Raw genomic sequence first — 16,255 nt, forward strand, 5'->3', positions numbered from 1 at the left:
AATAATAAGACTAAATAGACAAGGGGACAGGTCCGTTTTCCCATTAGGAGACAATATAAGTTTCTGGAATGATCTCATTCTCCAAATTTAAAAGATTCTCCTTTTAATAATAGAATAAAAGAGAAATGGGGGGGCGAAAGAATGTTTCATGAATGGAAAGCGATCATTGAAAAAGAGCTGTCGGGGAGGCAGGCTTATCGATATGCCGAAAGAATTGGACAATATCATCGGATCCAGGCATCACCTGGATACAGACAAGCGGCAAAGGAAGTAGTGCAGCTGCTCAAGAAGGATGGGGTGGAAGCGGAAGTAGTGTCCTATCCTGCCAAGTTCGGCGAGCGGTTCTTGTCCCATCATTCTTTTCACGAATGGGAATGTGAACATGCTGAACTTTGGATTGAAACACCTGAGCGCAAACGGATTGCACGGTTTGAAGAAGAAGAGATCTCTGTGATCCAACGAAGTGTCTCCACACCACCTGGAGGGATCCAGTCTGAACTCGTGGTGATTGAAGATGCAGAGAATGAAAGCAGCTATCAGGGCCTTGATCTTGAGGGGAAAATCGCACTGGTGAGGGGCAATCAGCTTATCGTTCATGCACTGGCAGTCGAGAAATACCACTGTGCCGGGCTCATATTCGATAACCTGGCAGAATTCATCCCCATTCGATCCCGTATGGATATGCCTGACACGAGGCAATATACCTCGTATTGGTGGCATACGGAGGAAGAAGCGAAGTCATTCGGGTTTGTCGTTTCCCCTAGAATAGGGGAAGAGCTCAGACATTTAGCGAAACATCAAACCGTCACAATGAAAGCTTCTGTTACATCTCACTTAAAAGAAGGACAGCTCGAAAATATCGAGTATGTCATTCCTGGTAAAAAAGAACAGGAGATCCTGCTCGTCAGTCATCTTTGTCATCCTTACCCAGGTGGACAGGACAATGCTTCAGGGCCGGGAACCTTAATGGAAGTGATGAGGACCTTAACCAGACTCATAAAAGAAGGAAAACTGCCAAAACCCGAGCTTGGCATCCGATTCCTGATGATGCCCGAAATGACAGGAACTGCCGCATATTTTCACCAACATCCGGATCGTATCCCTCTTACAGTTGCGGGATTGAACTTGGATATGGTGGGAGCTGATCAAACAAAAGGAGGAGGTCCCCTTTGTATAGAACAGCCCCCCATGGCTACCCCGACCTTCGTCGACCGGTATCTGTATTGCCTGGTGGAAGAAGTGGCAAACAATACAAGTAATTTTACCGGAACGTCTACCTATAGTACGGTGCATTATGTCAAAACGCGGTTTTCTGGAGGAAGCGATCACTATATCATCTCAGATCCAACGATCGGCATTCCGTGTCCGATGCTGATTCAATGGCCGGACAAGCATTATCACACGACGTCGGACTCTCCTAGTAATCTCGATGAAAACATGATGAAAGTAGTGGGAGCCGTTACCTCCCTATATGGCTATGGCTTAGCGACTGGGGAAGAATCAGAATGGCTCTCCTATACGTCCCATCACTTAGGAAAAATCGGAACGTATCTAAGTGAAGCGAAAGACTGGCTGGTGAAAGGGAATCGAACGAAGGAGGAGAGCCATCAAGCTTACGCACTCTTTTCTCAATATGAAGAACAATCTCTTGATCAACTAAGTACATATGCCAACCATAGAGGGTTTAGAAGGTTACAAGAGTATCTAAAGCAAATGAGAAACATGATTCAACGACAAGCGGATCTGATTTGGGAAATTGCCGAAACCGAAGCGATAGACAAACCAATTCGTGAGGAACAAGTAGATCAAGAGTGGATGAACTGCATCTACCGCAGAAACTACAAAGCCCCGATCCGATTATCGGATGAAATCAAAGGGCTCTCTTTAGAAAGACGATTGCACTGGCTGAACGTTATAGAACGGAAAGCACCGATGGGGTATGCTGACTTCATCTTTTACTGGATGGATGGAAGGCGGACCATAAAAGAGATAATGGATGTAACAAACTATGAAACTGGGCAATGGTATCCCGATTATGTTGAGGCATTGGTAGAGTTGTGCAGGGAGTTGAAGATGATTTCGGTAGTTAATTAAATCTTGCGGGCTTGCCTCCTGTACACAGAAAGAATCATATCACCAATTCAACATCATTCTAATCAAGCATTTGTGACTTTCCCTAGACATTTGAGAGCCAAATCTGCCTGACAAAACCATTCTGTAACATGGCCATTTTCTGCAACCCAATGGAAGGATCTGTTTAAGGTAATGACGAACTTATTGAATGTAAGTAGTACACCCCTTGGAAATATGGCGGTCATCTTTTTCTTATGTTTTAATATAAGTAATAGTCTTGACGTTACTATTAGTGAGTAAAGGGATTGATCTGTAATGGATGAGAAGGATTGTTTGATTTTACAATATCTTTATGATGAGAATAATTTCACGAGAGCAGCAGAACGTCTATATATGACACAACCGGCGCTGACGTATCGGTTAAGACAAATCGAAAAGGAATTTCAAGTGAATGTTTTCTCGAAGAATGGAAAGAACATTAAGATGACTCCAGCAGGTGAATATTTGGTATCCTACGCCAAAAAGCAGCTGATTGAATTACGAAAGACGCAAGAATTTCTATTAAATATGGGTAAAGAAGTAAAAGGTAGTTTAAAGGTAGGGGTTAATAGCCATTTTGGACTATATCACCTTCCTTCGATATTAAAGGATTTTGCTACAAGCTATTCCAATGTTCACTTGAATGTCGATACGGGGTTTAGTAAGGAAATGATGGGATTGCTTATCGATGGTAACATCGATGTTGCTGTTGTAAGGGGGGATTTTCATTGGTCAGATCGATCCTACCTGTTAAGCGAGGAAAACATATGTATCGTTTCGAAATACGAATTAAGGATTGAAGATCTCCCAACTTTGCCTTTCATAGACCGAAAAGAGCCATCTGTTTTATTCAAGTATAAAAATGCCCAACATACTATCCCTTATGAACAAAGTATTGACCACTGGTGGAGCGAACGGTATGAATCCCCTCCCAATACGACCATGCTTGTTGATAGTTATGAAACGTGTAAAGAAATGGTGAAAATGGATCTGGGTTTTTCGATCATGCCTCGAGCATTTATTTATGAACAAGATGAACTATTTTGTCATGATTTGATTTTTAAAAACGGTGAAAAAATGAAAAAACGAACATGGCTATACTATCGTGAAGCATCACTTCAATTAGCCGCAACCTCTATCTTCGTAGACTCAATTAAAAAGTTATATAGAAAAGACTAGAGGATTGACATTTTATCAATGTCGATCCTCTAGTCTTTTTTTGTTCATAAAGGATATTATATGCAAGCTGAAGAACCTGAGGCAACCTACTGATCATCTTCCATTCAGGAAGGGATTTTTTTAGGGACTTGTGATCTGATTCTTACGTGGATAATGATTCAGCAAGCATTTTCATAAAAACTTTAGAATGGTGATTTTTATCCAAAAATTTTTTTGGGGTCATCCCAAAAAACCTTGATTTCACTTATAGATAAAGGGGTTGTAAGATTAAAACAACACAAAGTTATAAAATTCAGAAAATGGAAGGGTTGAATAATTATGAGTAATACAGTGATTCAAGGGAAAAAAATCATCCAGGATGCTGTAGATTCCCTTGACCTTGAATTACGTGAATTATCGTTGAAAATCCATTCGAATCCGGAGATTAGTTTTCACGAATATCAAGCAATGAATTGGCTCATAGAGCCACTGGAAACAGCGGGTTTCATTATTGAAAAGGGTCTGGCAAGCTTAGAAACGTCTTTTCGAGCGACATGGGAAGGTCGAAAAGGGGGGCCGACGATTGCAATTCTTGCTGAATATGATGCATTACCAGGACTTGGACATGGATGCGGCCATAATATTATCGGTACCGCAGCAGTTGGAGCTGCTTTAGCGCTGAAGAATGCTCACGCAGATTTACCAGGTGAAATTGTCGTGATTGGTACTCCTGCTGAAGAAGAAGGTGGGGGGAAGATTCTCATGGTCGAGCAAGGTGTTTTTGACGAGGTGGATGTGGCGATGATGTGTCACCCTCATAGTAAGACAATGGTTTTACGGGGAGGACTGGCTTGTGTAGATGCTTCTTTTAAATTTTATGGGAAAGAAGCCCATGCTTCAGCTGCTCCAGAGAAAGGAATAAGTGCCCTCGATGCTGTCATCCAAACCTTCGTCGCGGTCAATTCGTTAAGACAGTTTTTCAAGGATGATGTTCGGATTCATGGCATTATTACGAAGGGAGGAGAGGCTACAAATGTGGTGCCTGCGTATTGTGAGGCAGAGTTTTTATTAAGAGCAGAGTCAATAAAAGCTTTAGAAGTGGTCCGGGAGAAAGTGTATGCCGCCGCACGTCATTCGACTGAAGCGGTCGGGGCACGAATGGAGATTGAAGAAGGCCTCATCTATGCGGAACGAAATAATAACCATGCGCTGGCGTCAGTATTCAAAGACAACTTAGAACAACTAGGAGAAGTCGTATGCGATCCGCCCAAAAGAGGGGGAATTGGGTCTTCGGATATCGGCAATGTCGGTCAGGTAACACCAACCATTCATCCGTATATTAAAATCACAGATTCAGCATCGACCCATACACCTGAATTTGTGGAAGCAGCAGCTTCAGAGCAAGGTATGGCAGGATTGAATAAAGCGGCAAAAGTATTGGCCATGACAGCCTATGATATTTGTGTGAATCAGGACAATTTACAGAAAATCAGAAGGGAATTTCAAGAATCAAAAAGAAATAAAGATTCGTAAATGGGGAAACATACCAGGGGAGGAAAACCATGAATACTAATCTTGAGAAAGAGTCGAATAAAGTGGAAAATAAAAAGTTCTTTAAAATGCCACACACATTTGTCATTATTATCTTTTTTATTTTATTTGCTGCAATCTTGACCTATTCATTACCTGCTGGAGAATTTGAGAGAGTTGAAGATGCTGACACGGGGCGAACATTAGTTGTGGAAAATACATTTAAACAAGTGGAGCAAAATCCTATCAGCTTATTTGAGATCCCTTTGGCGATTGTCAAAGGTCTGATAAGTGCCAGTGATGTCGTATTTTTCATCTTTATCATCGGCGGGGTGTTCCAGATTATCAATTCAACTGGAACTATCGAAGCCATTTCGACAAGAGTCGGAAAGACCTTTATCAATAAAGGAATTGTCATTGTTCCTATCTTCCTCACGCTCTTTTCAATCGGAGGATTTACAATGGGAATGTCGGCTGAAGTCATGGCTTTTGTTCCGATTGGAATCGCGATTGCGAGATCATTGGGGTACGACGCGATTACAGGAACAGCTATGGTGATGCTCGGGGCAGCTGTCGGATTTACTGCAGGGTTATTAAATCCGTTTAACGTTGGGATTGCCCAATCGATTGCTGAACTGCCAATGTTTTCAGGCTTATGGTTACGTGCGATATTATTAATCGTGTTGTTATGTGCAACAAGTCTCTATATCATCCGCTATGCGAAAAAAGTGAAAAAAGATCCAGCAGCAAGTATTGTCTATGAGTTAGAGCAGGAAGAAAAGGCTGAAGTCTTAGATTTATCCGTTTTACCAACAGTGAAAATAAGACACATCCTAACAATAGTGACAGTAGCGACCGGATTTGGTGTTTTGATATGGGGTGTATCAAGCCAAGGCTGGTGGATGGAAGAATTAGCTGCATTCTTCTTGAGTTTAGGAATCATTGTTGGATTCCTTTCTAAATTTGGTCCTAGTAAAATTGCGGCAGAGTTTGTCAAAGGGGCAAGTGCTATCACATTTGGTGCTTTCATTGTCGGAATTGCAAAAGGGGTTGTCGTGGTTTTAGAACAGGGATTTGTGATTGATTCGGTCGTTAACGGACTGGCATTAGCGATTGGCCATTTACCAGCGTCTATTCAAGTGCTTGGGATGTATACGTTCCAAAACATTTTAAACGTCTTCATTACATCAGGTACAGGACAAGCGGCAACAACGATGCCGGTATTAGTGCCATTATCAGATCTTATTCAAGTAACGAGACAAACAACCGTCCTTATATTCCAATTAGGTGATGGGTTATCCAATATCATGCTGCCAACCTCAGCTATGCTAATGGGAAGTTTGGCGGTCTCGAAAATCAAATACCAGAATTGGATCAAATTCATGTGGCCGTTATTTCTCATCTGGTTTGCGATTGGTGCGGTATTCGTATTGGTTGCAAATGGAATTGGTTATTCATAAGCGATATCATAATGTCAGATGATCGTGTACTCCTGCAAAAAGATAGAGTCTGAAAGTAGACTTCCGTTTTGCAGGAGTTTTGCTTTCCATTTTTTATTATTTGTAGGCAGGAGTGAAAACATTGGAATCTCTCGATTTAGTGAATTGGATTGATAAAGATGAATTGGACAAACATGTGAAAGTCCTTTCCGGGCTGGAACGATTAACAGGTGAACCGGGGGCAGAAGAGGCAGTCGATTATATCATTACCCAACTGGAACAGTATGGGGTACCGAATCATCGCTATCAATTCGACGGTTTTTTCAGCGATCCTGTCCATGGAGAAGTGGTTGTACATTCTGCAAACTCATTTCGCTTGAAAGCAAAAGCAAGATCCTTTAGTAAGCATTGTCCCGATGGAGTAAGAGCAGCCATTGTATACGATGAATCTAGTGAAAGAAATGCGGATAAAGCAGAGCGACCTCATTCATTCGCTCATTTGAAAGGGAAAATAGTGATTAGCTGGAACTATTATGAGGACTATGTAAAGGAAATTGAACAAGCGGGAGCAATCGGGTTGATTCATATTTGGCCATCCAAGGAAGAGGACATCCACGAAGAAACCGTTGGGACAGTATGGGGTACCCCCACTATTGAAAACAAGGGACAGCTGACAAAAATTCCAGTTGTCGGTGTTAATTATCAAGAAGGAACGAACCTTTTACAACATATGAAGCAGGAGGACGTTTCGGTCTCATTGATCACGATATTAAATGAAGGCGTGAAAAATGTCAGCTTACCTGTTGCTTCCATCGCAGGGGAAGAAGGACACTATCTATTAATTTCAGGTCACTATGATTCATGGCATAAAGGAGCGACGGATAATGCAGTTGCCAATGCGTTATTACTTGAATTAGCCCGGTTATTCAGTAAAGATGAAGTGAAAGTAAAACGGGGGATCAAATTAGCATGGTGGCCAGGTCACTCAAATGGAAGATATGCTGGTTCAGCTTGGTACTGTGATCATTTCTGGGAAGAACTGAATGAAAAGTGTGTGGCACATATTAATGTAGACTTTCCAGGTTCAAAAGGAAACGAAGTAATCATTCCTAGATCCACTTCTATGGAAGAGGAAGGGCTGTTAGAAGATATCATTGAGACTCATACAGGAGAAAAGTCCCGTCCATTCTCTTATCTCCCCCGTGGTGCAGATCAATCCTTCTGGGGAACAAATATACCAATCCATCTGATGCTTAAATATGAACCTATCAATGAGAATAAACAATACCAAACACCGGGGGGAAATTGGTGGTGGCACACAGAAGCTGATTTATATGACAAAGTGGATTTGGAACTCCTAGTACGGGATACAAAAATCCATACAGCACTTGTTTATGAACTGGCCGACATCCCTATATTACCTCTTCAGCTTACAGAATTTATAAAAAAGAGTAAAAACATTATGGAGGAGATTGATTCCCATTCTGATAAAGTATTTGATTTTTCTGCGCTTTACCATTCTTTAAATGGGTTGAAAGACAAAGTAATGGAGCTATTGGAGCATGAAATCAGGATCGAAGAAGAATACAATCAACTCCTGAAAGTAGTCGGCGGCACCTTAAATCGTTTGATGTATTCATACTCAAGTAAATATGAATACGATAACACCTTTCCATTTCAACCATTTCCAGGCTTGGCGAAAGTGAAAGATGTGTATCAAAAGGACATTACTCCTGAGACCCTTTTATTTACAAACACCTTTTTTGTACGGCAACGGAATCGGTTTGTTCAGGAAGTGAGGGTAATTAGTAAGGAGATCAATAGGTATTTGGATTCTTTGGATAAAACCATGGGTGTTATTACATCCTAATGGAAACTAGCTATATTAGAAATTAGGAAAACAGTTGGGCAGCTGCTGATCTACCTGATCCTTTCGGTTTTTTTCTTTATGCAGGGTTAAATGAATGTCAACAAACAGAGATCACAAGTCATATGAATTTTTGGCGTCATTATTCTATGATTTACATTTTTTGAACGAATAAAAGAAGGAAATAAGATAAAGTTGTCAAATCTATTCAAAAGTACGAAATATTATAGGAGGTCATTCCATTTGAGTATCCCTTTCGAAGTGAAAAGAAATTTTCAGGTTTCCAAAGAAGAAGCATATGCGAGTTTATTAGACCTTGAATCTGCCAAACAATGGATGCAAGGGTTAGTGGGAATAGAGAGGATGGATGAAGGGCCACTCCGTGAAGGTAGTGAGTGGAAAGAAACGAGGAAGATGTTCGGCAAAGAGGCTTCAGAACATTTTGAGGTAGTGGAGCTGAAAGAGCATGAGAAGATTGTGCTGCGATGCGATGGTACGAAGGGGACGACAGGCAAAGGAGAATTTGTATTTACCTATTTTCTGACTTCATCTGGTGATCAAACAGAAGTTACGTTACTTGGTGAAATCAGAGGACTGACCGGACTGTCGAAATTGTTCGGTAAATTAATGGCAGGTGTCTTTAAGAAGGCTTGCGCGAAGGATTTGGATTCATTGAGAGATTATTTGGAAAAAAATAAAGTGACAAGCTCCTGACAGTGCCAATCGGAAATGGTATAATAAGCATGAAAGTATCTTATCGTAAATATTTTTGTTTTCATACAAAAGATGAATGATTGTTTTCCGCTCCAATCAATTAGGAAAGTTATCGTTAAAAACTGTCTTTTTGGTATTTTTGATTTCGTACATTTTATTATAATGATAAAACCTTTTTAGGAAGTGGATTTTTATAGAGGCAGCTCTATTTTCGCCACACAATGTCAATTGACAATTGTGTGGTTTTTTCATGTGTAGAAAAGGGGGAGAAGAAATGAAAACGTGGCAATATGCATTGATTGTTTTTTTGGGTGGATGCTGTTATGGGATATTATCTACATTTGTCAAACTTGCTTATTCAGCAGGTTTTTCAGTAACAGAGGTAACAGGTGGCCAATATTTATTTGGAGCTTTGCTTACCTGGGTGCTGGTACTGTTTACAAAAAAGAAAAGAATACCTTTCAATCAAGCTTTCAAACTATTATTATCTGGAATTCCATTTGGACTGACAGGTGTGTTCTATTATCAGGCGCTGCAGACACTTAATGCTTCGCTTGCAATCATTTTTCTATTTCAATTTGTTTGGATTGGCACACTATTTGAGTGGATTTTATATAAAGAAAAACCAACTAAAGGTAAAATCATCTCAATTGGCATACTAATAATCGGCTCCATTTTAGCTGCTGGTGCAGTTGCAAAGAGTGAAGTTGTTCTATCCATGCAAGGAACAGCCTGGGGGTTACTTTCGGCATTGACGTTTACCACTTTTATAACACTCAGCAGTTCTGTCGGAAAAGATTCTCCACCCGTCTTGAAAAGTGCTTTCCTTTCCACAGGTGGTTTAATTGTCGTATTTTTAATATTTCCACCCACGTTTTTATTTGATTTACCTACCTTGACGGGTGTCGCACAGTATGGTTTATTGCTCGGCTTTTTTGGCGTTGCTTTACCACCTCTCTTATTTTCAATCGGCATGCCCCATGTCGGACCAGGACTTGGCACAATCTTAACTGCTTCTGAACTTCCAGTGGCTGTAACCATGTCCGCTCTAATATTAGCTGAAGTAGTCAGTTTTTCACAATGGATAGGAGTTATCATCATTTTATGTGGAATTGTGATCGGCAATTTAAAATTAAAAGGGAGAATGAAATCCATATCGTAATGGGAGATCAATGATAAAAGAATAAAAGAAAGGTCCGTCCCTCATTGCGGTAAAGTTTTACCGTGGTGAGGGACGGACCTTTTGTTTTCTTTTGATCTAAACGTATTGAACATGGAACCTGAATGGAGGATCAACTATGATTACGAGTAGGATTAATTCCCTTCCTTATAGACAAAGTAATCAAAATCAGCATGCAATTTCTGTCCGGAAGTGTCCTGGCATTGCATTCCGACGAAGGCTCCTGTAAAGAAGCCGCCTCCCTGGATGTAATCGTCTGATAGTTTGTGAGAATCCAGCTTAACAGGGATCTTTGTCCAGTTTTCTCCGTCAAAGGAGTAGGAATATTCATAGATGGCAGTGCTTACATTTACACGTAAGTAGACAGATCCGACGTCTTCCGGGATGACGATCGGGTCATCTTTCAGCAACTGGCTGAAGGTGAAGTTGTCACAGACGGTCAGATCGAGAATCCGGCCGTGTTCTTCATGCCAGGTGATTTGCAGGGCAGACCAGTTTTGCGTATTGTAGTAGTTTACTAGTCCGGCTGCCTGCTGGAAAGTGTCCGGATTAAAGGCGACCTTGGTTTCGGCAGTGAAGTTGAAATGCTGCCAACGTCTTGCGATATGTGCCTGTGTGAATTTAGAAGATAACGATTCTCTGCCATATAGACGGAGGTGTCCAGGATTATCCTTTAATGAAACGATGTCTTCACCCAATGGAATGCGCAGGGATTGGAAGTGAAGATTCAGAGAGTCACTATTAAAGTCATCCTTCTCCTCAATATCTCTTTCCCATGGAACTTCTTCAACAGCAGGTCCCTGGATTTCTACTGACGGCTGGTTGCCTCCTGTGACGTAAGGCCAATCATTCTTCCATTCAAGACGCTGGATGGCGGTTTCCCGACCGAGGGGGCAAAAACCGCGTGGGTCTAAGAGCGGTTGATTTTCCTGCGGCAGCGGGCGTCCTGTTAAATGGACAAGGAACCATTCATCCGTATGGGTCTGAACGATGGAAGCGTGTCCGGCTTTTTGCAGCGGGTTTCTTGGATACGGGAACGACGTGATTAATGGATTGTCAGGATGCACTTCATATGGTCCCCATAGGTCCTTCGAGCGGGCGATGGTGGCCTGATGATCGTATTTCGTTCCTCCTTCTGCTGTGAGAAGGTAGTAATAGCCGTTTATTTTGTACAGATGAGGTGCTTCCGTCAGCTTGATATCCGTGCCTTTGAAAATGATTTCTTTTTTGCCGATCAGCTTTCGTTCGCTCACACTGTATTCCTGCATGACGATGCCGTAGAAGTTGTGATTGCCGACGCGGTGATCCCAGAGCATATTGACGAGATACTTCCTGCCATCTTCATCATGAAATAATGAAGGGTCGAAGCCTGAGCTGTTCAAATGGATCGGTTCAGACCACTCGCCGTCAATGGTTTCGCAGGTAACGAGGTAATTATGGCTGTCCTTCCACTGTCCTTCGACAACTTTCACATCGGTGTAGATCAGCCAGAACCTGCCATCACGATAAGAAAGGGCAGGGGCCCAAATCCCGCCTGAATCGGGGTTGCCCAACATGTTCAATTGACTGATGCGGTTCAGGGGACGGGACACGAGTCGCCAATTTTTTAAGTCCTTTGAGTGGTAGATCCCGACTCCCGGGAACCATTCGAAGGTAGAAACGGCAATGTAATAATCCTCTCCTGCACGGCAAATACTTGGGTCAGGATTGAAGCCTGGTAAAATCGGGTTTTGAATCGTTGTCATTGTTCTACACCTCTCCTATAGAAAATAGATTTACACTTCCTGGATATCGATGGTCAAGAAGTTTTCACTTGCATAAGCAGCCACGCCCAGTGCAGTGGCATGAGTGGATAACTGTGAAAAATCGATGCTCAAATCTTTCTGATGCGTAAACAGAGTCTGACCTTGTTTCTTCTTTAATGGCTCTTCCAGCCATTTAGAGCACGATGCCAGGCGATTTCCGATGATGACTTGTTCAGGATTGAAGATATTGATGATGTTATTGATCCCGATTCCCAGGTATCCGCCGATTCCTTCGAATATACGAATGACATTTGCATCCCCGTTTTCAGCAAGTTCATTCAAGCTTTCAAGAGAAAGCGTCTGGCCGTTTTCGGGCTGGATGCCGTGCTCTGTGGCAGAATGGACGAGTGCTTTTTCCGAAGCATATAATTCCCAGCAGCCCTGGTTTCCGCATCGGCATTCCGGACCATCGACTTCAATGGTCATGTGGCCAAGTTCTCCGGAAAAACCGTTATTTCCTTTATAGAGTTGACCGTTTAAAATAAGGCCGACGCCGATTCCGATCCCGACACTGACATAAATGATATTGGTGGAATCTTTACCTGCACCGAACTTCTTCTCGCCGTAAGCCCCCGCGTTTGCTTCGTTCTCGATTTGAACGGCAACGTTATATTTGGCTTCCATTGTCTTTCTAAGGTTGATATTCTTCCAATTTAAATTTGGGGCGAGGAGAATCTCTCCGTCTGTGCTGACAGTTCCCGGCACTCCGATTCCGATTCCTACCAATCCATAGGGGCTTTCAGGCATTGACTCAATAAGAGAATCGACAATGGTAAACAGTTCGTCCTTTATTTCTTCATACGTTAAATCATGAAATTTAATCAGTTTTTCATTCCTGATGTTACCCTGCAGGTCCGTCAGGATTCCGAGAATATAGTTCACACCAATATCGACCCCGATGGAGTATCCGGCTAGATGGTTGAATAACAGCATGACGGGTCTTCTACCGCCGCTTGAGACTCCGGGACCGGACTCGAGGATCAGGTTTTCGTTAAGGAGCTCACTTACCTGGGAGGAGACCGTTCCTTTGTTCAGCCCTGTTTTATTGGCAATGTCTGCTCTTGAGATAGGGGTGAATTCCTGAATGGTTTGTAAGACTAATGACTTGTTGCCTTTTTTGACAACATGCTGATTGTAGGTTTGTGACATTTTCATTTGGAAGCTCCATTCTTTCTCAATTTTTCCTTTAGTGTACCATTTTCTAATTCTATTATAAACTTAGTTTATCCACTAGACAAACATTGTTTTCGGTGGTAATCTAAAATCAGTAACATATCTGGTTTCAAAAAAACGAATATTGGGGGTATTTAGTTTGAGAAATAAGAAAGCGGTTACAACAGTCTTCACTCTTTTTTCCTCTCTGTTACTGATCACCGGCTGTTCTGGTTCAGATGAGAAAGCCAATGGGTCCGGAGATGAGAAAACAATCGAGTTCATGCATCTTTGGCCTGAAGGAAGCTCGAAGCAGCACAATGAAATTGTAAGCGGAATCATCAAGGATTTTGAAAGTGATCATCCCGATGTGAAAGTGGACCTTGAGGTGCTGAGTAATGAACAGTATAAAGATAAGCTTAAAGTACTATCAACTTCGAATGAATTACCGGATGTGGGGATGACATGGGCTGCAGGATTCCTGGATCCGTATGTAAGCGGGGAGAAGTTTGCACCTTTAGATGATTTGCTTGAAGGGGATCTAAAGGACAAATTCGTCTCAGGCACGGCAGAAGCGTATGCGGTCGATGGAAGTACATACGGACTGCCCCTTGAATTGAACATTGCCACGGTTTTCTACAATAAAGCGATTTTCGATAAATATAACTTAGAAGCACCGAAAACATATGAAGAATTGGAAAATGTCGTGAAGACATTGAAGAAAAATGATGTAGCACCAATCGCTCTTGGAAACAAGGATCGCTGGACCGGATCGTTATGGTATATGTACCTGGCGGATCGGATAGGCGGGGGAGACGTTTTGACGAATGCGATCAACCGATCTGGTTCGTTCGAAGACCCTGCACTTGTTTCAGCTGCGGAAAAAGTACAGGATTTAGTTAGTATGGACGCTTTTGTCAAAGGATTCAATGGTCTCTCAGATGAAGAAGCGAAGAGCATGTTTATGAACGAACAGGCTGCCATGTACTTGATTGCGACATGGGATCTGCCAAACTACACAACCAATGAAGATGTTCCACAGGAATTCAGGGACTCTGTCGGATACTTCAACTTCCCGACGGTTGATGGAAATGGGGATATGAACAGCTTTGTCGGTGGTCCAGGGGTAGGGCTATTCGTTGCGGAAGACTCAGATGTGAAGGAAGAAGCGAAAGAATTTGCCTCCTTCTTCGTACAGGAATGGGGAGAGAAGTCGGTGACAGATGCCGGGGTCATTCCTGCCACGAAGGTCGATGCTGAATCATTGGATCTTCCGGATATGTATGTTGACGTATTGGATGATCTAAACAACGCCAGCAATATTACATTATTCGCAGACGTTCAAATGAGCGCAGATGTTGCACAGGTTCACTTGGATATGATCCAATCGCTCTTTGGTAAAGAAGTTACACCGGAGGAATTTGCAAAAGAACATGAAAAGGCACTTTCGGAAGAATAATAGAGTTTCTGATGATCAATTAAAGAAAAGGACATACCCATAAGCTGGATTGTCCTTTTCTATTTTTAAATATGGGGTTGAATGTTATGAATAAAGTAATGTCTAACAAGTGGATTATCGCCTGTTACGTTCTCCCTGCACTCCTTTTGATCGGTGTATTCATCTTCATCCCATTAATCCTGACTGCGTACTACGGTTTGATGGACTGGGATGGCATCGGGGAGATGGAGTTCATAGGGCTTGATAATTATATCCATGCGATTTCTGATGAGAAGTTCTGGGATAGTGCACTTCATTCCTTTTTACTTGCTGTATTTTCAACACTTAGTCTGATTATTTATCTGGCAATCTCGTTAATATTGGCATCAAAAATAAAAGGGGCCGATCTATTAAGGAAGATCTATTTGATTCCGATGCTCCTGTCATCCGTCGCTATCGCCCAGTTGTGGATCAAGGTTTTCAATCCGTCGAACGGGATGCTCAACAGCATACTGATGGCGATCGGGGTTGATGATCCGCCCGCGTGGCTTGCAGAGCCATCCGTTGTATTGTATGCCATCTTCATTCCGATTCTATGGCAATATGCGGGTTTTTACATCTTGATATACTATGCTGCCTTGAAGAATATCCCGGAATCCCTGGTGGAAGCGGCAAAAATCGATGGGGCGACACCTCTTCAAATTGCCTACAAAATCAAGCTGCCTTTAATAATGGGAGTCGTGAAAGTGACCATTGTGCTGGCGGTTGTTGGATCACTGAAATATTTTGATCTGATTTATGTCATGACCGGCGGTGGGCCGAATGGGGCAAGTGAGGTAATGGCTTCCTATATGTATAAACTGGCTTTTTCAAGTAATGACTTTGGATACGGAAGCGCTATCGGCTTCCTGCTGTTGATCATTACATTAATCGTGACCGTCATCGTCCGCAAAGTTACAGCGACTAAAGAAGAAATTCAATATTAAAGGGGGTAAGACTATGAAGCGTACGGGTTACTTTATTCTCTATCTTTGTTTAGCCATTGTCGCGGTCTTTCAGATATTCCCAGTCATTTGGCTGTTCCTGTTTTCATTAAAGGATAACCAGGATATCTTCTCGAAATCTCCTTTTTCTCTGCCTTCTGAATTCAGATGGGAGAATTATGCGAAGGTATGGGAAGGCGGAATCGGGATTTACTTTTGGAACAGTATCTGGATTACAGGTGTAGCGATCATCTTAACGGTATTATTTGCAAGCATGGCGACATTCGTCATCACCAGAATGCAGTGGAAGCTAAGTAAACTGGTATTGGGATTGTTTATGGTAGGGTTGATGATTCCGATTCATTCAGCCATCATCCCGCTATTCAGCATGTTCTTAAATGTAAATTTAATTGATAATCCATGGTCGATCGTCATTACGTATACGGCCTATAACCTGCCGATTACGATGATGATTTTGCTTGGCTTCTATTACACCTTGCCGCGGGAAATAGAAGAGGCCGCGATTATGGACGGATGTTCGGTTCATCGGATGTTTTTCAAAATCATCCTGCCGATGACGATCCCGATCATGTCGACGACAGTTATTATCAATATGATCTACAATTGGAATGAGTTTGTCTTTGTGAACACATTTATCAGCTCCGACGAATACAAAACCCTTACCGTCGGGATCCAGAATTTTATCGGACAATATATGACCGACTGGGGAGCCATTGGTGCCACGCTTATTATCAGTGTGCTGCCGATCCTGCTGGCATTCCTCTTCTTCAGTAATAAAGTTGTGGAAGGGATCTCTTCAAGTGCGGTAAAAGGATAAGCAATGAAAAAAATCACTTCTTCTTATATTCAATTGCCT

Annotated in this window: 12 protein-coding genes; 10 read left to right on the plus strand and 2 right to left on the minus strand. The window is 42.2% G+C overall.

Going from position 1 to position 16,255, the window contains the following annotated elements; genetic code table 11:
- The first annotated feature begins 141 nt into the window (after positions 1–141).
- The 7 genes from ACYH0O_RS03735 to ACYH0O_RS03765 all read left to right on the plus strand — a co-directional run bounded on the left by ACYH0O_RS03735 (position 142) and on the right by ACYH0O_RS03765 (position 9,982).
- The gene (locus tag ACYH0O_RS03735; RefSeq protein WP_482631199.1) at positions 142–2,094 is read left to right on the plus strand and encodes a DUF4910 domain-containing protein; all 1,953 of its coding nucleotides are present in this window, start codon (positions 142–144) and stop codon (positions 2,092–2,094) included.
- A gap of 294 nt (positions 2,095–2,388) precedes the next feature.
- The gene (locus tag ACYH0O_RS03740; protein ID WP_482631200.1) at positions 2,389–3,291 is read left to right on the plus strand and encodes a LysR family transcriptional regulator; all 903 of its coding nucleotides are present in this window, start codon (positions 2,389–2,391) and stop codon (positions 3,289–3,291) included.
- 318 nt (positions 3,292–3,609) lie between these two features.
- A complete protein-coding gene (locus ACYH0O_RS03745) occupies positions 3,610–4,803 on the plus strand; it encodes a M20 family metallopeptidase (protein ID WP_482631201.1) in 1,194 nt (397 codons plus the stop codon).
- Between the two features lie 29 nt (positions 4,804–4,832).
- A complete protein-coding gene (locus ACYH0O_RS03750; RefSeq protein WP_482631202.1) occupies positions 4,833–6,260 on the plus strand; it encodes a YfcC family protein in 1,428 nt (475 codons plus the stop codon).
- Positions 6,261–6,381: 121 nt separating this feature from the next.
- The gene (locus tag ACYH0O_RS03755) at positions 6,382–8,109 is read left to right on the plus strand and encodes a M28 family peptidase (RefSeq protein ID WP_482631203.1); all 1,728 of its coding nucleotides are present in this window, start codon (positions 6,382–6,384) and stop codon (positions 8,107–8,109) included.
- Between the two features lie 240 nt (positions 8,110–8,349).
- Complete coding sequence (locus ACYH0O_RS03760; RefSeq protein ID WP_482631204.1) at positions 8,350–8,820, plus strand: SRPBCC family protein; 471 nt, start codon at positions 8,350–8,352, stop codon at positions 8,818–8,820.
- A 274-nt stretch (positions 8,821–9,094) separates the two neighbouring features.
- Positions 9,095–9,982 (plus strand): EamA family transporter, encoded by an 888-nt coding sequence (locus ACYH0O_RS03765; RefSeq protein WP_482631205.1) that lies wholly within the window; start codon positions 9,095–9,097, stop codon positions 9,980–9,982.
- Positions 9,983–10,134: 152 nt separating this feature from the next.
- Here the strand turns inward: ACYH0O_RS03765 and ACYH0O_RS03770 are convergent, their stop codons facing one another.
- Both ACYH0O_RS03770 and ACYH0O_RS03775 read right to left on the minus strand, forming a co-directional pair.
- The gene (locus ACYH0O_RS03770) at positions 10,135–11,745 is read right to left on the minus strand and encodes a glycoside hydrolase family 43 protein (protein WP_482631206.1); all 1,611 of its coding nucleotides are present in this window, start codon (positions 11,743–11,745) and stop codon (positions 10,135–10,137) included.
- A 30-nt stretch (positions 11,746–11,775) separates the two neighbouring features.
- Positions 11,776–12,960, minus strand: a complete 1,185-nt coding sequence (locus ACYH0O_RS03775; protein ID WP_482631207.1) for an ROK family transcriptional regulator — start codon at positions 12,958–12,960, stop codon at positions 11,776–11,778.
- A 157-nt stretch (positions 12,961–13,117) separates the two neighbouring features.
- Here ACYH0O_RS03775 and ACYH0O_RS03780 point away from each other — a divergent pair, with 157 nt between their 5' ends.
- From ACYH0O_RS03780 to ACYH0O_RS03790, 3 genes are all read left to right on the plus strand, one after another.
- Positions 13,118–14,416, plus strand: coding sequence for an extracellular solute-binding protein (locus ACYH0O_RS03780; RefSeq protein WP_482631208.1), 1,299 nt, complete (start codon positions 13,118–13,120; stop codon positions 14,414–14,416).
- An 86-nt stretch (positions 14,417–14,502) separates the two neighbouring features.
- Complete coding sequence (locus tag ACYH0O_RS03785) at positions 14,503–15,381, plus strand: carbohydrate ABC transporter permease (protein ID WP_149154218.1); 879 nt, start codon at positions 14,503–14,505, stop codon at positions 15,379–15,381.
- Positions 15,382–15,394: 13 nt separating this feature from the next.
- Positions 15,395–16,216 carry a carbohydrate ABC transporter permease gene (locus tag ACYH0O_RS03790; protein WP_482631209.1) on the plus strand — a complete coding sequence of 274 codons (822 nt, stop codon included), beginning with the start codon at positions 15,395–15,397 and terminating at the stop codon, positions 16,214–16,216.
- The last annotated feature ends 39 nt before the right edge of the window (positions 16,217–16,255 follow it).

The sequence above is a fragment of the Rossellomorea sp. H136 genome (genome assembly GCF_056838065.1).